The following is an 18,103-nucleotide window of genomic DNA, read 5'->3' as shown; positions in this document are numbered from 1 at the left end:
GGCGGATGATCGCGATGCCGCGTGGACCGAGAAAACCGCTGTAGGTTTTCTTGTGCTTTGCGGTACAATGAATAGCGCCCGCCGGATCGGTTCGTGTCGGCGGCGTTTAACAACAAGAACGAACTTCGTTATGGGCCGGCAGAACCGGTCCATTTCCATGAGGAAAGTGATGGAAGAGTTTCATAAGGTCCGGCGTCTGCCGCAATACGTCTTCGAACAGGTCAACCGTTTGAAAGCGAGCGCGCGAGCGGCCGGGGCCGATATCATCGATCTCGGCATGGGCAATCCCGACCTTCCGACCCCCAAGGCGATCGTCGACAAGCTGTGCGAAGTCGTTCAGGACCCTCGCACCCATCGCTATTCCTCGTCCAAGGGCATTCCCGGCCTTCGCCGCGCGCAGGCTGGTTATTATGCCCGCCGGTTCGGCGTGAAGCTGAACCCCGATACGCAGGTCGTCGCGACCCTTGGTTCCAAGGAAGGTTTCGCCAATATGGCGCAGGCCATCACCGCGCCTGGTGACGTGATCCTGTGTCCGAACCCCACCTATCCGATCCACGCTTTCGGCTTCCTGATGGCGGGCGGCGTTATCCGTTCCATGAATGTGGAGCCGGACGAGAGCTTCTTCGGGCCTCTGGAGCGGGCGGTGCGCCACTCCATTCCGAAGCCGCTGGCGCTGATCGTCAACTATCCGTCGAACCCGACGGCGCACGTTGCCTCGCTCGATTTCTACAAGGACGTGATCGCATTTGCGAAGAAGCACGAAATCATCGTGCTTTCCGACCTTGCCTATTCGGAAATCTATTTCGACGACAACAATCCGCCGCCTTCGGTTCTCGAAGTTCCCGGTGCAATCGACGTTGCGGTGGAATTCACCTCCATGTCGAAGACCTTCTCCATGCCCGGCTGGCGCATGGGCTTTGCCGTTGGAAACGAGCGGCTGATCGCGGCGCTGACCCGCGTGAAGTCCTATCTCGATTACGGTGCCTTCACGCCGATCCAGGTTGCGGCGACGCACGCGCTGAACGGCGACGGCTCCGACATCGCGGAAGTACGCAGCGTTTATCGCCGCCGTCGCGACGTCATGGTCGATACGTTCGGCAAGGCGGGCTTCGAAGTTCCACCGCCGGCGGCAACGATGTTCGCCTGGGCGAAGATCCCGGAAAAGTTCCGCCATCTCGGCAGCCTGGAGTTTTCCAAGCTTCTGGTTGAGAAGGCAGACATTGCCGTTGCTCCCGGCATCGGCTTCGGCGAAATGGGCGATGATTACGTCCGCCTCGCGCTCGTTGAAAACGAGCATCGAATTCGTCAGGCAGCGCGCAATCTGAAGCGTTTCCTGTCGAGTGCTGACGAAACGATGCACAATGTCGTTTCGCTCAATGCCCACAGATAAGGGCAACCGAAGGCGGCCGGGCCCCGGCCGTCACCATCACCAGCAAATCAGGAACATACCCATGGCAGATTCATTGAGAATCGGCATAGCGGGGCTCGGCACTGTCGGCGCTTCGCTCGTGCGCATCCTCCAGCAGAGAAGCAACGAACTTGCGATTACCTGCGGACGCGCGATTGAGATTATTGCAGTGAGCGCGCGCGACCGTTCGCGTGACCGCGGCATCGATCTCAAGGGTATTACCTGGTTCGATACGCCGGAGCAGCTTGCCAACGAAGCCGATATCGACGTGTTGGTGGAGCTGGTCGGCGGTGCTTCCGGCCAGGCGGAAAAAGCTGTGCGCGCGGCACTTTCGCGCGGTCTCCATGTGGTGACAGCCAACAAGGCGCTGCTTGCCAAGCACGGCGTCGAGCTGGCGACGATTGCCGAAGACAAGGGTGCGCTTCTCAATTTCGAAGCGGCTGTGGCCGGCGGTATTCCCGTCATCAAGGCGCTGCGTGAATCTCTCACCGGCAACAATGTGTCGCGCATCTACGGTATCATGAACGGCACCTGCAACTACATCCTGACCAAGATGGAGAAGGAAGGGCTGTCGTTCGAGGTTTGTTTGAAAGAAGCGCAGCGGCTGGGTTATGCCGAAGCCGATCCGGCCTTCGATATCGAGGGTAACGACACCGCCCACAAGCTCGCCATTCTGACGACGCTTGCCTTCGGCAACAAGATTTCGGCCGACGACATCTATCTCGAAGGCATCACCAACATCTCCAGCGAGGACATTCAGGCGGCCGCCGAGCTCGGTTATCGCATCAAGCTTCTCGGCGTTGCGCAGGTGACCGAATCCGGTATCGAGCAGCGGGTGCATCCGACCATGGTGCCGCTCGATTCCGTTATTGCGCAGGTTGATGGCGTCACCAATGCGGTGGCGATCGAGTCCGATATTCTTGGCGAACTTCTAATGGTTGGCCCAGGTGCGGGTGGCAACGCCACGGCGTCTGCCGTGCTCGGTGACATCGCCGATATCGCCAAGAGCCGTCCCGGTGCCCAGCAGGTTCCGGTGCTCGGCCGTCCAGCGAAGTCGCTGACCGATTATCGTCGCGCCAAGATGAAGAGCCATGAAGGCGGCTATTTCATCCGGCTGACGGTGAAGGACCAGGCGGGCGTCTTCGCTTCCATCGCTACCCGCATGGCGGATAACAACATCTCGCTGGAATCCATCGTGCAGCGCCAGCGCGTGCATGTGGAAGGCGCGCCGCAGACGATTATCCTCGTGACCCACGCGACGATGGAAGATGCGATCCGCAAGGCCGTCAAGGCGATCAAGAACGAGAAATATCTGGTCAGCGAACCGCAGGTTATCCGCATCGAGCGGACCTGAGACGCTTTACGATTTTTCTGAATTTGAGGGCCGCGCCACCACATGGAGGCGCGGTCTTTTTTCTCCCGAAACCCGTTTTGGCGACCACCGGATAAGCCGCCATAAAATTTGAGGGGATCGCCTCAGAACCGCTGGAAAACAACGCGATTCGGCTCTATGGTTAATCATGTTACCAAGCGAGGGAGGCGTGGCTGTGACATCGATTATCCTTTTCAAGGACAGTAAGCGCGAAAGCTTTCTGGCCGCCCATCATCGGGCGCGGCCTCACAATGCCAACGACAATATTCGAGGCATGGAATTCGATATTGCCGAATATGAGCGCAACTGGTGTTCACTTGCGGTGTTTTCCCTGTTGCTGCTGGTCGGCGCGGTATCGATCGTCAGCCCGTTTTTCTCGATTTTCTCGGTGTGAAACCTCATACGGGCGTTTTTGCTTGAAAAAGGCGCCATCGCCATTTAGCCCGTTGTCATGACAAGGCGCGGATACGCATTCGCATGACAGGACGATGGACAGGATGGCAATGATGGAGCCGGCCGATACGGTGGTCCGCGCATTTCTAAGCGTGGAGCGGTCGGCGACAGACCAACGTTGGGTTTCGCGGCTGGATCAGGCCGCACAGAACCGTGCGCTGGCCATGTCCCAGATCCATGCTATTCCCGAACTGATTGCCCGGGTGCTGGCCGGGCGAGGGGTGGGGGTGGATGAGGCTCTCGCTTTCCTCGATCCGACCATTCGCTCATTGATGCCCGACCCGCATGTGCTGACAGATTGCGAAAAGGCTGCCGAAAGGCTGGTCCATGCCATCGAGACCGGCGAGAAGGTGGCGATCTTCGGCGATTATGACGTCGATGGCGCCGCGTCTTCCGCGCTGATGTATCGGTTTCTCGCGCATTTCGGGCTGACGCCGGAAATCTATATTCCAGATCGTATTTTCGAGGGTTATGGGCCGAACCCGGCGGCGATGCAGCAGCTTGCCGCCAATGGCGCGACCCTGATCGTGACGGTCGATTGCGGCTCCACCAGCCATGAATCTCTGAATGCCGCAAAGGATGCGGGAACAGATGTGGTGGTGATCGATCACCACCAGGTCGGTTCGGAACTGCCGCCGGCGGTGGCGCTGGTCAATCCCAACCGCGAAGACGATCTTTCGGGGCAGGGGCATCTCTGCGCCGCAGGCGTGGTGTTTCTGGTTCTGGTCGCCACCCTCAGGCTGTTGAAGGACAGGCGCAACAGACAGGCGTTCACGATCGATCTGCTGGCGCTGCTGGATATAGTCGCACTCGCAACCGTATGCGACGTGGTGCCCTTGAAGGGGCTGAACCGCGCCTATGTGGTAAAGGGGTTGATTGCCGCGCGCCATATGAACAATGCCGGGCTGGCGGCGCTGTTCAGAAAGGCGGGGTTGGGCGGGCCGGTGACACCTTATCATTTCGGTTTCCTGATCGGGCCACGAATAAATGCCGGTGGCCGTATTGGCGATGCCGCACTGGGTAGCCGTCTGCTTACACTCGACGACTCGTCACAGGCGGACGTGATTGCCGAAAAGCTGGATGAGCTGAACCGCGAGCGACAGGCGATGGAAGCCGTGATGCTGGCGGAAGCCGAAGCGGAAGCGCTTTATGAGTATGGCGACGGGTCTGGCGCTGGCGTCATCGTTACCGCACGGGAAAACTGGCATCCTGGCATCGTTGGACTGCTCGCCTCACGCCTCAAGGACCGTTTCCGCCGCCCGGCCTTTGCCATCGCTTTCGATCCCTCTGGCAAGGGTACAGGCTCCGGCCGCTCGATCAATGGTTTCGATATGGGCAGAATGGTCCGCGCCGCTGTGGATGCCGGCCTGCTGGTCAAGGGTGGCGGTCACGCCATGGCCGCGGGCCTGACGGTGGAACGCGCCAATCTCGGCAAACTCCGAACCTTCTTCGAAGAAGCTGCCGCAAAGACGGTGAGCGAGCTGGTGGAAAGCAGCGTGCTGAAGATCGACGGTGCGATTGGCGCGTCTGGCGCGACCCTGCAGCTTGTCGATCAGCTGGAACAGGCTGGTCCTTATGGCTCCGGCCATTCTCAGCCCATTTTTGCCGTACCTGCCCACCGGCTGCGTGATGTGCGTCTGGTCGGCACCTCACACGTCAAGATCACGCTGGAGGCCATGGATGGTTCACGGCTGGACGGCATCGCATTCCGCGCCGCAGAGGCCCCTCTGGGGCAGATGCTGCTGAATGCGCGTGGCAGGTCCATCCACGTGGCAGGCACCGTGGGTGCCGATCTCTGGCAGGGCCAGAGGCGTGTGCAGCTGCGTGTTCTGGACGCGGCTTTCGCGCCCTGACAGTCGGCACAGATCGAGACTTGATTTTACGGGAAAAGCTGAAGGACGGCCGGAAACGGCATGCATTCTCTATCTCACACATCACGTGAAGACTTGAACGCATAATACTGATTTTCAAGGAGAAGCAAGTGGCACGCCCTAGGGGAGTCGAACCCCTCTTTTCAGAATGAAAATCTGACGTCCTAACCGATAGACGAAGGGCGCGTGCGCTTGTGGTGTGGCGCCCTTATAGTCAGGCTCCCTTTGCTCCGCAAGCGGAAAAATTGATTTTTTCCGCTTCGTGACGAGTTTTTTTATGGAGGCCGGACCGGCTGTGGAAAACTGCGCCGGGACTGGCCAAGGCCTTGAAATTTCGCCGCTATCACGGCGCGCCGGCAATGCCTTCATTACTCGTGGAAGGCCTCGGGACGTGGTTTTCCAACCCTTAGCTGGCATCTGCTGCCCGCCAGAATGAACCGACACTGTGATTTGGCTGGAAGGGGAAAGGCAAGCCGGTCGATTTGCCCGCTGGCGATTCATCCGGCTTGCCTTCCATCGGGGGGACAGCACTCAAACGTATCGCCCGGGAATCGGTTCCGGCGCATCGATCACGCGTGACGAATTCGCTGTCTGCGAAGCTGCTTTATATTTTCGAAGGTGGAAACACGAAGGCAAGTGGCACGCCCTAGGGGAGTCGAACCCCTCTTTTCAGAATGAAAATCTGACGTCCTAACCGATAGACGAAGGGCGCGTGCGCTTGTGGTGTGGCGCCCTTATAGTCAGGCTCCCCGTGGTCCGCAAGCGGAAAAATGCATGATTTGACAAAAAAATGACATTGGCTGTCAGAACCCTTGGAAAACAAGGATTTCCGTTTCGTAACAAATGGTTAAACCGAGGTCGGCTTGGCAGTTTCAGTGCTTCTCGCGGATGAAGAACAGTGTGAAACGACGATTTGCCGGGGCCGGTGATTCACTCAACGGGGCTTATGGTGCGAAAGAAGCCATCAAAATGAATGGCGAACCTTGCCAAACATTCCGGCGTCACCCTTGGGTTTTTCCCGAGATCTGCAACCGCTCGATTTTGTTACTTAGATCCTTAGGACAAGCCCATGGATGAGGTCGAGCGTGGAGAGGTTGTCGTCAAATGAAAACGGGGCCGAAATGGCCCCGTTCCATGATGTTAGCTGATTGCAGCGTCTCAGTGCAGGATCTGGCTGAGGAACAGCCTCGTGCGCTCGTGCTGGGGATTGTCGAAGAATTCGGCGGGCGAATTCTGTTCGACGATCTGGCCCTGGTCCATGAAGATGACGCGGTTTGCGACCTGGCGGGCAAAGCCCATTTCGTGGGTCACGCACAGCATCGTCATGCCGTCTTCGGCAAGGCTGACCATGGTATCAAGCACTTCCTTGACCATTTCCGGGTCAAGCGCCGAGGTCGGCTCGTCAAACAGCATGATCTTCGGCTTCATGCACAGCGAGCGGGCGATTGCCACGCGCTGCTGCTGACCGCCGGAGAGCTGGCCAGGGTATTTATGCGCCTGTTCGGGGATCTTGACGCGCTTCAGATAGTGCATCGCCACTTCTTCGGCTTCCTTTTTGGGCATCTTGCGAACCCAGATTGGCGCCAGCGTGCAGTTTTCCAGAATCGTCAAATGCGGGAAGAGGTTGAAGTGCTGGAACACCATGCCGACTTCACGACGCACCTCATCGATCTTCTTCAGATCGTTGGTGAGTTCGATACCGTCGACGTTGATCGTGCCCGACTGATGTTCTTCCAGCCGGTTGATGCAGCGGATCATGGTCGATTTGCCTGATCCCGAAGGACCGGCGATGACGATACGCTCGCCCTTCATCACCTTCAGGTTGATGTCGCGCAGGACGTGGAAGTCGCCATACCACTTGTTCATGCCGACGAGTTCGATTGCCACGTCCGTTGTCGAAACGGCCAGTTTTTTTGTTTGGGTTTCTGCCATTTTGAGCGTCCCTTATCGTTTATGCCCGGTGTCGAGGTGCCGTTCCATGAACAGCGAATAACGCGACATGCCGAAGCAGAATATCCAGAATATGAACCCGGCGAAAATATAGCCCGTCATTGCGGTGACAGGTGTCGCCCAGTTCGCATCCGATTGGTTGAGTGTGACAATGCCAAGCAGGTCAAACATGCCGATGATCGAGACCAGCGACGTGTCCTTGAAAAGACCGATGAAGGTGTTGACGATGCCCGGAATGACGAGCTTCAGCGCCTGCGGCAGCACGATCAGCCGGGTTTTCTGCCAATAGTTCAGGCCGAGCGAGTCTGCCCCTTCATATTGCCCCTTCGGGATGGCCTGCAAGCCGCCACGGATCACCTCCGCCATATAGGCGGACGAGAAGAGCGACACGCCGACCAGAGCGCGCAGGAACTTGTCGAAGGTCCAGCCGTCGGGAAGGAACAGCGGCAGCATGATGCTGGCGAAGAACAGGACGGTGATCAGAGGAATACCTCTGATAACTTCGATGAAAAGCACGCACAGCATTTTTATTACCGGCAGGTTCGACCGGCGGCCAAGCGCCAGAAGAATGCCGAAGGGCAGGGACACTGCAATTCCGAAGAAAGACAGGATCAGGGTGACCATCAGGCCGCCCCAGAGCTGCGTTTCCACCACCGGCAGGCCGAAGACGCCGCCGATGAGGAGGAAAAACGCAATGACTGGCAGGATGATGAAAAGCGCCAGCGCATTGAGCCGCTTGAACGGCGCTTTCGGAATGAGCATTGGCACCAGGAGGATGGTGAACATGACCATCACAAGGATAGGACGCCAGCGCTCATCGATCGGGTAACGGCCGAACATGATCTGGCCGAACTTCGCCGAAACGAAGGCCCAGCATGCGCCGGACTGGTCATCGGCCAGCGCACCGCCCTGGGAGGCGGTGAGGCAGGCGATGCGATCCGTACCGGTCCATACCGCGTCTACGAACAGCCACTTGAAGATTGGTGGCAAAAGATAGGCGAGGAACGCGATGGCAAGAACCGTAAGGACGGTGTCCTTCGGCGTGGCGAAAAGTTTAGTGCGCAGCCAATGGCTGATACCAACCGCGCTTGAAGGCGCGGGTTTGGCTTCTTCAATGGTGTGGCGCACGAACGCGTGATTGCTGATCGTCATCTATTATCTCTCCACCAGGGCCATTTTCGCGTTCAACCAGTTCATGACCACGGCCGTGAGAATGGACAGCGAGAGATAGAGAACGAGCCAGATAGCGACAACTTCGACCGCCTGTCCCGTCTGGTTCAGAATCGTGCCGCCAACGGAGACGATGTCGGCGAAACCGACCGCGACCGCAAGCGATGAGTTCTTGGTCAGGTTGAGATACTGGCTTGTCAGTGGCGGGATGATGATGCGCATCGCCTGAGGAACGACAATCAGACGTGTCGTCGTGCTGGCGCGAAGCCCCAATGCCTCCGCTGCCTCGGTCTGCCCTTTTGCCACGGCCTTGATGCCGCCGCGAACGATCTCGGCGATAAAGGAAGCGGTGTAGAAGGAGAGCGCCAGAAACAGCGACATGAATTCAGGTGCGACGACCGAACCGCCCGCAAGGTTGAACCGCCCGGCAATCGGGTAATCGAATGTCAGGGGTGAGCCGAGCGCGAGGAATGTCGCAGCCGGAAGGCCGATGATGAGAAGTGTTGCGGTGATGCCGGTGCGGAACTGCTCGCCGGTTCTTTCCTGCCTGGCCTTCGCCCAGCGATAAATGAACACGCTGATGACGATGGCGACCACAAAAGCGAGCGGTATCAGCCACGTCCCTTCGCCCCAGAGAGGCTTTGGAAAGAAGAAGCCGCGATTGTTGAGGTAGGTCCCAAGTGGAAGCTGCAGCGAATCGCGGGCCTGCGGCAGAACGGAGATGACGCCCTTGTACCAGAAGAAGATGACGAGCAGGGGCGGGATGTTGCGGAAGATTTCCACATAGGCCTGCGCCAGCTTCGAGATCAGCCAGTTGTTGGACAGCCGGGCGATACCGACGATGAAACCGATGATCGACGCGGCGATGATGCCGAAAAATGCGACCTGAATTGTGTTGAGAATACCAACGAGCAATGCCCGGCCATAGGTCGCATCGCTGGTGTAAGCGATCAGCGACTGGCCGATATCGAAGCCGGCTCTTCCATTGAGGAAGCCGAAGCCGGACGAAATGTTTGACCGTTGAAGATTTGTGATCGTATTCGTCACGATGATCCAGACGAAGGCGGTCAGGATGACGACTGTCAGAACCTGATAAAAAATTCCGCGTATGCGTGGATCGTAAATGAGTGACGACGCGCTTTGCGCGCGCGATCGTTGCGAACTGACCGCGTTGCCTGCCATAGGCACCTTTCCCTTTTATATGCTCTTTGCGAGCTTATTCTATAATTTCAAGTGGAGGCCGGGCATTGCCCAGCCTCCCTTCAGTCCTTAGCCAACGATAGTGCCGATCAACGAACCGGCGGTGCGTATTGCAGGCCGCCCTTGGTCCAAAGCGCGTTCTGGCCACGCTCGATCTTCAGCGGCGAGCCGGCGCCAACGTTACGGTCGAAGACTTCGCCGTAGTTGCCGACCTTCTTGACGATGTTGTAGGCCCAGTCGTTCGTCACGCCGAGATCGGTACCGATCTTGGTGCCTTCTTCAGTGCCAAGCAGACGCTTGATATCAGGGTTGGCGCTGTTCTTCTGCTCGTCGACGTTTTTCGACGTGATGCCCAGCTCTTCGGCGTTGACCATCGCGTAGTGAACCCACGTGACGATGTCGAACCACTGGTCGTCGCCCTGGCGAACGGCCGGTCCAAGCGGCTCCTTGGAGATCACTTCAGGCAGAACGATGTTGTCATCGGGGTTCTTCAGCTTGAGACGGATAGCGTACAGACCGGACTGGTCGGTGGTGTAAACGTCGCAACGGCCGGAATCATAAGCCGAAGTCGCATCGGATTCCTTTTCGAAAACAACCGGGTTGTACTGCAGGTTGTTGGTCTTGAAGTAGTCGGCAAGGTTGAGCTCGGTGGTCGTGCCGGTCTGAACGCAGACGGCGGCGCCGGAAAGCTCAAGCGCGGACTTCACGTTGAGGCCCTTCTTGGCGATGAAGCCCTGGCCGTCATAATAGTTGACGGTACGGAAGTTGAAGCCGAGCGATGTGTCGCGGCTGATCGTCCAGGTGGTGTTACGGGTCAGAACGTCGACCTCGCCAGACTGGAGAGCCGGAAAACGGTCCTTGCTCGAAAGAGCGACAAATTTAGCCTTTGTAGGATCGCCGAAAACCGCAGTGGCAATACCGCGGCAATAGTCCACGTCGATGCCGGACCATTCGCCCTTGTCATCGGGATTGGAAAATCCCGGAATGCCAGCGCTCACGCCGCAGGTGACGAAACCTTTCGACTTCACGTCCTGAAGCGTCGCAGCCGAAGCGACCGAGGCTCCTCCCAAAACTGCTGCGCCGATAACGGCCGACAGAATTGCCTTTTTCATTTTTCCCAACCTTTGTTTGTTATCGTCAATCGGAAGAGGACCGGCATATTGTTTTTGCCCCAGCTCCCCCCTTCAGCAGATCTTTTCGATCCGCTTTTTCTATCACAATCGTAATTGGCAGCGGGGTCAAGACATGCTGACAATAATTGTGCCTATAAAACGGAATTTTCCAAATTTTGGTCGGGAAGTGTGCAAAGGGTGAAAATATAAGCATATTTTTGCGGAAAAATACACTTGCACGAATTTTGTATACTTCTTGTATGCTGTTGACGGGTGGATCAATCCTCTCATCTACGAATGTTCTGCGGGACTTGACCTTGCCTCCGGCTCTCCGCATTGTCGCTCGCGTCAATATCCCTTCGAAAGCTGATCTGAAATGACCAAGACCAATGACCTGCTTTCCACCGCAGGTATGAATACGCGCCTGACCCATGGCGGCAACGATCCCGCCGACTGTTTCGGTTTCGTCAATCCGCCCATCGTGCGCGGTTCTACCGTGCTTTTCCCCGATGCCGAGACGCTTTCGACCGAAAACCAGAAATACACCTATGGCACCCACGGCACGCCGACGACCGATGCGCTATGCAATCTCGTCAATGAGCTGGAGGGTTCTTTCGGAACCATTCTCGTGCCATCGGGCCTTGCGGCGATCACCGTGCCGTTCCTCGCCTATCTTGGCGCCGGCGATCATGCGCTGATCGTCGATTCGGTTTATTTTCCCACACGCCGCTTTTGCAACACGATGCTGAAGAAGCTTGGTGTGGAGGTGGAGTATTACGACCCGGCGATCGGGACGGGTATCGAAGCGCTGATCCGCCCGAATACCAAGCTGGTGCATCTTGAAGCGCCGGGTTCCAATACCTTCGAGATTCAGGACGTTCGGCTGATCACCGAGATTGCCCATAGGCACGATTGCGTCGTGACGATGGACAATACCTGGGCGACACCGCTTTATTTCAAGCCGCTCGATTTCGGTGTCGATGTTTCCATCCATGCCGCCACCAAATATCCGTCAGGTCATTCCGATGTCCTGATGGGCTTTGTTTCCGCCAATGAAAAGCACTGGAAGACGCTTTATCAGGCGAACACCAATCTTGGCATCTGCGTGACGCCTGATGACGCCTATCAGATACTGCGCGGCATGCGCTCCATGGGCATTCGACTTGCGCACCACCAGAAAAGCGCCCTCGACATCGCCACCTGGCTGGAAAGCCGCGACGACGTCGTGAGCGTTCTGCATCCGGCCCTGCCGAGCTTTGCCGGGCATGAACTCTGGAAGCGCGATTTCAAGGGCGCGAGCGGCGTATTTTCCTTCGTGCTGAAGGCCGAAGAGGGCAAATACAAGCAGACTGCGGCGGCATTCCTGAATGCGCTGACCTTCTTCGGGCTCGGCTATTCCTGGGGTGGATACGAATCGCTTGCCGTGTCGGTGTCGCTTGTCGACAGGACGATTGCCAAAGGCCCGTCGGAAGGTCCGGTCATCCGTCTGCAGATAGGGCTTGAAGATATCGCCGACCTCAAGAAGGATCTCGAGGCCGGGTTTGCGGCGGCAGCCGGGGTTTGACCTCAGCCTTTGGCGCGGTAGCCGTATAGCCAGTCGAAGTCCTTCAGGAAGGCTTCCCTCGGACGTGTCGAAAAGACGAAGTTCCGGGCAAGCCGAACCGGGCCTGTGGCGTGATAGGCGAAACGATTGAGAGAGGCCCGCTTGCGGGCCTTTTCTATGCGCGGCAGACGCAGGGCTTCGAAGGCGGCAAGGGCCTGTGGTACGGGCAGGGATGTTCCGGTCAATGTGCCCGCCAGTTCAAAAGCATCCTCGATGGCCATCGCCGCCCCCTGTGCGGCAAAGGGCATCATCGCGTGGGCAGCGTCGCCGATCAGCACCGTATCGCGACCATTGTGCCAGCGTCCGGCACCGGCCTGATAAAGCGGCCAGAAGGTCGGATTTTCCGACGATGCCAGCAGCCGAACGATATCCGGGCTCCACCCGCGAAACTGCGCAAGCAGCATGGCTTTCTGTTGGCCGCTCGATTCCGCCCGCCATGTTGCGCCGGGATCGGCGCCGAGTGCGATGGCCACAATGTTGAAGCCGCCGACTTCCTTCAGCGGGTAGGCGACGATATGGCCACCCGAACCGAGATAGGCGGTGACGGCGCTTTTGTTGATGGCTGATGGCACATCTTTTGCCGCGACCGTGAAGCGCCAGGCAATATTGCCGGAGAAGGTGGCAGTGGGGGCGGAGGGGACAGCGAAACGGGCCGCGGACCAGACACCGTCTGCGCCGACGATCAGGTCGTGATCGCGGAACGTGGTTGCAGCGATGACGTCTGTCGTCGCGTTTTCGATACGTTTGCCAAGATGCAGGCGGCAGAGCGGATTGCGCGTTACCGCATTGAGAAGCGCGTTTTGCAACGTCGAGCGATGCAGCACGCCGTAAGGTGCGCCCCAGCGTGTGCGGGCCGTCGCACCCACGGGTAAGGACAGCAACGTGGCAAGCGATTTGCCATCGGCCAGATCGACACTGACCGGCTCGGTCCAACGCGCCTCTACCTCAGTCATCACGCCGAGTTCGGCAAGGATGCGGGCGGCATTGGGCGATACTTGCAGGCCCGCACCGACTTCCGTCAGTTCGCCGGCCTGTTCAACGATGTCAGAGCTGACGCCCTGGCGGGCAAAAGAAAGCGCTGCGGTGAGACCGGCGATGCCGGCACCGACGATGGCTACGGATTTGATGGGCATGTCGCGCCCCGATCAGGAAAGGTGGAAGGTCAGGCGGCCTTCACATGGAAGACGCAGCCTGGAGGATTGGTCTGCTCGGCCTTCAGCGACGGATTGTAGCGGTAAAGGGTGGAGCAATAGGAACAGACCTTCTCGTTGTCGTCGCCCATGTCGATGAAGATGTGGGGATGATCGAAAGGCACCGAAGCGCCGGTGCACATGAATTCCTTGACGCCGATCTCGATCACGCTGTGTCCGCCATCGTTCTGGAAGTGGGGAATGGAATGCCCGGCCATGTTCGTCTCCAAATGCAATATCGTGGTTAAGCCGCAGGTCGTCATCGAGCATGGGCTTATTGCTGCGGATATGTAGCCTCAAACGCATTGCATCTCCATAAAAATCGTCAGGAAAACATGTTCAAAATTTCGATTTCCTGCCATATGGTCCGGCAAAAAGGATGTCCTTGATGAATCTCAACATGCCGCAATTTTCCGATTTTTCCCATGACGGCCTTCGCCTTGCCTATTTCGATGAAGGTGATCCGGCGGGCGATCCGGTTCTGTTGATTCACGGCTTTGCCTCCAGCGCCAACGTCAACTGGGTGCATCCAGGCTGGCTGAAAACGCTTGGTGACGCCGGTTACCGGGTGATTGCTATCGACAATCGCGGCCATGGCGCAAGCGACAAGCCGCATGATCCGCAAGCCTATTATCCGCCCGTCATGGCCGGCGATGCGGTGGCGCTGCTTAATCATCTCGGCATCGCGGAGGCTCATGTGATGGGCTATTCCATGGGCGCACGCATTTCGGCCTTTCTGGCGATGGCACATCCGGAGCGTGTCCGCTCACTGGTTTTCGGCGGACTTGGCATCGGCATGGTGGAAGGTGTGGGCGACTGGGATCCGATCGCTGAAGCGCTGCTGGCCCCCTCGCTCGATGTCGTCACGCATGAGCGCGGCCGCATGTTCCGCGCCTTTGCCGACCAGACGAAAAGCGACCGGCTGGCACTCGCCGCCTGTATCGAGACGTCGCGTGTCCTCGTCAGCCGCGAACAGGCCGCAAAGATAGATGCGCCGACGCTGATCGCGGTCGGAACCAATGACGATATCGCCGGATCGGGTGCCGAACTTGCGGCGATCATGCCGCATGCGCGCGCTATCGACATTCCCGGCCGTGACCACATGCTGGCCGTTGGCGACCGGGTGTTCAAGGCGGCGGTTCTGGAATTTTACCGCAGCCTTTGATGGGTGGCGGCAAGAAACGGTTTTTCATGCTGCATGAAGAAAAACTGAAGCCTTGCCGCCTTTAAAGTCGTCATTCGAATCCCATTTCTTATGCACGTCTTTTTCTGTATAAAGAACGACTACTGCAAACGAGGAGACCATTCATGGTCGCACGTACCGAGGCCCGTCAGCCGGAACAGCTGGCGATCGTCGATCCGATCTGGGGCAGCTTGCTGCATGAAGCGCGAAGCGCCGTGGCGCAGGACCCGCTGCTTTCGGCTTTCCTTTATTCGACAATCCTCAATCACCGGTCTCTGGAAGAATGCGTGATTTATCGCATCTGTGAACTCCTCGATCATCCCGATATGCAGGCCGTTCTTCTGCGCCAGACCTTTCAGGACATGCTGGATGACTGGCCCGAATGGGGCAGCGTGCTGCGCGTCGATATTCAGGCGGTTTACGATCGCGATCCGGCCTGCACGCGCTTCATGGAGCCGCTCCTTTATTTCAAGGGGTTTCAGGCCATCCAGACGCATCGCCTTGCCCATTGGCTGCTGCAAAAGGGCCGCAGGGATCTGGCGCTTTATCTGCAAAGCCGCTCGTCCAGCATTTTCCAGACGGATATCAATCCGGCAGCACGCATCGGCAAGGGTATCTTCCTCGATCATGCCACCGGGCTTGTGGTCGGCGAGACGGCCGTTATCGGCGACAACGTTTCCATCCTGCATGGCGTGACGCTTGGCGGCACCGGCAAGGAGGGGGCGGACCGTCATCCGAAGATCGCCAATGGCGTGATGATCGGAGCGGGCGCGAAAATCCTCGGTAATATCGAGATCGGCAGCTGCTCGCGCATCGCCGCCGGTTCTGTGGTGCTGAAGCCGGTCCCGCCGAAGACCACCGTTGCCGGTGTGCCGGCGCGGGTGGTGGGAGAGGCAGGGTGTTCCGAACCCTCGCGCCTGATGGATCAGGTCATCGGAGCCGATATCTGACGGGTCCGATATTTTCTCAATTGTCCGTGTGGAAGGCTCCGCGTGAAAGACATGGCCTGTGAAAGACATTGGCGATGTGCCGCTTTCACTTTACTTTCGCCTTTGTCCCATGCCAAAAGCGGCGCAACCCGAACCGCACAGGAGAATAGTGGTGAAAGCCGACGAAATCAAAAAACTCGACGCCTATTTCAAGCGCACCTTCAATGAAAAGATGGTTGTGAAGGCGCGTCCCCGTAAGGACGATTCCGCCGAAGTGTATCTTGGCGAAGAGTTCCTTGGCGTTGTCTACATCGATGACGAGGACGGCGACCGCTCGTACAACTTCTCCATGGCAATCCTCGACGTCGATCTTTGATCGTCACTGCCCGGTGACGGGTGTTTTCCCGGATTAATGGTCGCCCGCGGTGGTTCACGCCGCGGGCGATTTGTTTTTGCGGTCGGTGATACGCATCATCAAGCGGCTTTGCGGCCGCAACGTCACCCTCATCAGTGGCTCTGCCGGACTTGCCGATCTGTTTTCGAGATGGACGTTCTGCAACAGCACCGCCAGGATCGACACGGCCTCCATCATCGCAAATGCGTTGCCGATGCAGACACGCGGACCTGCACCGAAGGGCATATAGGCGTAACGGTGGCGCGCCTTGGTCTTTTCCGGCTCGAAGCGGGAGGGGTCGAAACGTTCCGGTTCGTCCCACAGCGCCGTGTGCCGGTGGACAGCGTAGATCGGCACATAAAGAACGGTTCCGGCAGGAATATCATGGTCGCCGAGCTTGAAATCCTGCAACGCCGTGCGGGTGACCACCGGGGCAGGTGGGTAAAGCCGCATCGCCTCGGAAAATACCTGTCTGGTATAGGTCAGTTGGGCGATGTGCTCTGCGGCGACGGGATTTGCACCCGTGACGGCTGCGATTTCCTCAACGACTTTCCGCTCCACGTCGCTGTGTTGCGACAGCAGATTGAACGTCCATGCCAGACCGAGCGCAGTCGTTTCGTGACCGGCGGTGATGAAGGTGAGCAGATTGTCGATGATTTCCTTGTCGCTCATCATGCGTCCCGTCTCGGGGTCCTTGGCCTGAAGTAGCATGGACACCAGATCGTTTCTCTCGACAGGGTTCTGCCGCCGGTCCGCAATCACCGTCGACAGGCTGGAGCGCAGATAACCGACAGCGGCCCGGGCCTTGCGCCGACCGGGGTGAGGGAGCCATTCCGGTGCGCCCAGCATGGCGAGCGCGAAGGTCCAGCCTGTCGGTTTCAGATAGTCGGTGATGCTTTGCTCCACGCGCCCGATATCGATCCCGTGGCCGCCGGACATCATGGTCTCAACGATGATGTCGAAGGTTGTCCGCATCATTTCATGGCCGATATCGATGTCACCGAAAGGAGATGCGCGCCAGCGCCTGCCGGTTCGCTCCGCCGCCTCGATCATGACGGGCAGCAGTTCCAGCAGCTTTTCGTGCCGGAAGGCGGCGGCAACGGATTGCCGTTGCCATTTCCAGTGATCGCCATCGGCGGTCAGAAGGCCCTGTCCGAGAGCGGGGCCAAGCGCGCGGCGCACGTCCTCACCCTTGCCGAGCAGATGGGCGTTCTTGACGAGGGCCTCATGAATAAGGACAGGATCGGCAAGATGGACGCGCATCGTACCGCCGACACGGATAAACACCGCCGGTTCGTTGAAAATCTCCGGTGGCAATGCGTTCAGCGGATTGCGGATGAGTGAGAGGGCCAAACGTGCTGTGGCGAATTTCGATACGGGTGCCGCAGCGGATGTATCCGGGGGCGGGGTGCGAAGGTCGGTTCCGGGCATGGACAGGTCCTTTATTCGCGTTGAACACTCAAATTTATTTGTTAAGGTGTGTACCTTATTTTATTCATTTAAGGTGTGCACCTTAGGTTTCAATAGCGGGGTCCGATATCAATGAATAAAAGCGAGGCCGGACGATCGACGGGGCGTCCTTCCCCCACACGACAGAGAATAATCGCTGCCACACTCCAACTATTTAACGAGAGGGGGCCTGATCACGTAACCACAGCCGAGATCGCGAGGGCAGTAAATATCAACGAGGGTAATCTTTATTATCATTTCCGCACCAAGGAGGCATTGGTGCTGGCGCTGTTTGCCCTGTTCGAGACCGACGCGCTGGCGGTTGTCGCAAAGATTGACGAAGAGGACGAAGTTGCCGCATCGACATATGCTGGCGTTCTGCGGCTCTGGTTTTCGCTGGTGTGGAACTACCGCTTTCTGTTTCGTGATTTTGTCGGCCTTCTTTCCTCCGCGCCTGCGCTGGTGGAGCCGGTTCGCGGCATAAGCGCGGCAATGCGACTTGCCGTTGATGATATCGTCAGCCGGATGGAGAGGGCAGGGCTTGCAGAGATTCCAGAAACCGAGCGGGCGGCGCTGCTTACAAATCTCTGGATCGTCTCGACCTATTGGGCGGCTTATCTCAACCTTCAGGAAGGGGTCACCGAATTCGGGCCGCAGCAACTGGACTGGGGACTTCGGCAGGTGTCCAGCCTGTTTCGACCCTATCTCTCACCATTGGCCACCTCCGAGCTGGAGGCGATGCTTGAAGTTGATCCATGATTTCACCTGATGGTGATAATGTGGATGCGGGCAAAAACGCCCGCGACAATATCTGTCGCG

16 protein-coding genes and 2 tRNA genes are annotated in these 18,103 nt (G+C 58.1%); 9 read left to right on the top strand and 9 right to left on the bottom strand.

The genetic code is table 11. From position 1 onward, the window contains the following. Positions 1-169 precede the first annotated feature (169 nt). From ACQZ6D_RS02770 to recJ, 4 genes are all read left to right on the top strand, one after another. Positions 170-1,390 (top strand): LL-diaminopimelate aminotransferase, encoded by a 1,221-nt coding sequence (locus ACQZ6D_RS02770; RefSeq protein WP_003515379.1) that lies wholly within the window; start codon positions 170-172, stop codon positions 1,388-1,390. Between the two features lie 61 nt (positions 1,391-1,451). Then, complete coding sequence (locus ACQZ6D_RS02765; protein WP_003515377.1) at positions 1,452-2,762, top strand: homoserine dehydrogenase; 1,311 nt, start codon at positions 1,452-1,454, stop codon at positions 2,760-2,762. 187 nt (positions 2,763-2,949) lie between these two features. Continuing rightward, complete coding sequence (locus ACQZ6D_RS02760) at positions 2,950-3,174, top strand: hypothetical protein (protein ID WP_448729600.1); 225 nt, start codon at positions 2,950-2,952, stop codon at positions 3,172-3,174. A gap of 103 nt (positions 3,175-3,277) precedes the next feature. Next, positions 3,278-5,086 carry a single-stranded-DNA-specific exonuclease RecJ gene (gene recJ / locus ACQZ6D_RS02755; protein ID WP_083211497.1) on the top strand — a complete coding sequence of 603 codons (1,809 nt, stop codon included), beginning with the start codon at positions 3,278-3,280 and terminating at the stop codon, positions 5,084-5,086. 129 nt (positions 5,087-5,215) lie between these two features. On the opposite strand, the gene ACQZ6D_RS02750 is transcribed toward recJ, so the two are convergent. The 6 genes from ACQZ6D_RS02750 to ACQZ6D_RS02725 all read right to left on the bottom strand — a co-directional run bounded on the left by ACQZ6D_RS02750 (position 5,216) and on the right by ACQZ6D_RS02725 (position 10,536). Then, positions 5,216-5,290: transfer RNA gene (locus ACQZ6D_RS02750), tRNA-Glu, on the bottom strand. A 451-nt stretch (positions 5,291-5,741) separates the two neighbouring features. After that, positions 5,742-5,816: transfer RNA gene (locus ACQZ6D_RS02745), tRNA-Glu, on the bottom strand. Positions 5,817-6,262: 446 nt separating this feature from the next. Continuing rightward, on the bottom strand, positions 6,263-7,036 hold the full coding sequence (locus ACQZ6D_RS02740; RefSeq protein WP_003515372.1) for an amino acid ABC transporter ATP-binding protein: 774 nt from the start codon (positions 7,034-7,036) through the stop codon (positions 6,263-6,265). Between the two features lie 12 nt (positions 7,037-7,048). Further along, a complete protein-coding gene (locus ACQZ6D_RS02735; RefSeq protein ID WP_111783032.1) occupies positions 7,049-8,206 on the bottom strand; it encodes an amino acid ABC transporter permease in 1,158 nt (385 codons plus the stop codon). A 3-nt stretch (positions 8,207-8,209) separates the two neighbouring features. Next, positions 8,210-9,406 (bottom strand): amino acid ABC transporter permease, encoded by a 1,197-nt coding sequence (locus ACQZ6D_RS02730; protein WP_003515368.1) that lies wholly within the window; start codon positions 9,404-9,406, stop codon positions 8,210-8,212. 107 nt (positions 9,407-9,513) lie between these two features. Beyond that, a complete protein-coding gene (locus ACQZ6D_RS02725) occupies positions 9,514-10,536 on the bottom strand; it encodes an amino acid ABC transporter substrate-binding protein (RefSeq protein WP_003515366.1) in 1,023 nt (340 codons plus the stop codon). A gap of 376 nt (positions 10,537-10,912) precedes the next feature. On the opposite strand from ACQZ6D_RS02725, the gene ACQZ6D_RS02720 reads away from it, so the two are divergent. Beyond that, a complete protein-coding gene (locus tag ACQZ6D_RS02720) occupies positions 10,913-12,100 on the top strand; it encodes a cystathionine beta-lyase (RefSeq protein ID WP_111783033.1) in 1,188 nt (395 codons plus the stop codon). Between the two features lie 2 nt (positions 12,101-12,102). Here ACQZ6D_RS02720 and ACQZ6D_RS02715 read toward each other — a convergent pair whose 3' ends face one another. Next, positions 12,103-13,272 (bottom strand): FAD-dependent monooxygenase, encoded by a 1,170-nt coding sequence (locus ACQZ6D_RS02715; RefSeq protein WP_448729598.1) that lies wholly within the window; start codon positions 13,270-13,272, stop codon positions 12,103-12,105. Between the two features lie 29 nt (positions 13,273-13,301). Then, positions 13,302-13,547 carry a zinc-finger domain-containing protein gene (locus tag ACQZ6D_RS02710; RefSeq protein ID WP_003495891.1) on the bottom strand — a complete coding sequence of 82 codons (246 nt, stop codon included), beginning with the start codon at positions 13,545-13,547 and terminating at the stop codon, positions 13,302-13,304. 170 nt (positions 13,548-13,717) lie between these two features. Here ACQZ6D_RS02710 and ACQZ6D_RS02705 point away from each other — a divergent pair, with 170 nt between their 5' ends. The 3 genes from ACQZ6D_RS02705 to ACQZ6D_RS02695 all read left to right on the top strand — a co-directional run bounded on the left by ACQZ6D_RS02705 (position 13,718) and on the right by ACQZ6D_RS02695 (position 15,817). Continuing rightward, positions 13,718-14,494 (top strand): alpha/beta fold hydrolase, encoded by a 777-nt coding sequence (locus tag ACQZ6D_RS02705; protein ID WP_025593509.1) that lies wholly within the window; start codon positions 13,718-13,720, stop codon positions 14,492-14,494. A gap of 143 nt (positions 14,495-14,637) precedes the next feature. Then, a complete protein-coding gene (cysE, locus tag ACQZ6D_RS02700) occupies positions 14,638-15,462 on the top strand; it encodes a serine O-acetyltransferase (protein WP_003515358.1) in 825 nt (274 codons plus the stop codon). A gap of 151 nt (positions 15,463-15,613) precedes the next feature. Continuing rightward, a complete protein-coding gene (locus ACQZ6D_RS02695; RefSeq protein ID WP_003515356.1) occupies positions 15,614-15,817 on the top strand; it encodes a DUF3126 family protein in 204 nt (67 codons plus the stop codon). 54 nt (positions 15,818-15,871) lie between these two features. Here the strand turns inward: ACQZ6D_RS02695 and ACQZ6D_RS02690 are convergent, their stop codons facing one another. Then, positions 15,872-17,266: a cytochrome P450 gene (locus ACQZ6D_RS02690; RefSeq protein WP_065702490.1), complete on the bottom strand. Its 1,395-nt coding sequence runs from the start codon at positions 17,264-17,266 to the stop codon at positions 15,872-15,874. Between the two features lie 111 nt (positions 17,267-17,377). Here ACQZ6D_RS02690 and ACQZ6D_RS02685 point away from each other — a divergent pair, with 111 nt between their 5' ends. Beyond that, on the top strand, positions 17,378-18,043 hold the full coding sequence (locus tag ACQZ6D_RS02685; RefSeq protein ID WP_065702491.1) for a TetR/AcrR family transcriptional regulator: 666 nt from the start codon (positions 17,378-17,380) through the stop codon (positions 18,041-18,043). Positions 18,044-18,103: the final 60 nt, after the last annotated feature.

It is taken from the genome of Agrobacterium sp. 22-3639C2, from assembly GCF_053522105.1.
This window is presented reverse-complemented; position numbering and strand designations above follow the sequence as displayed.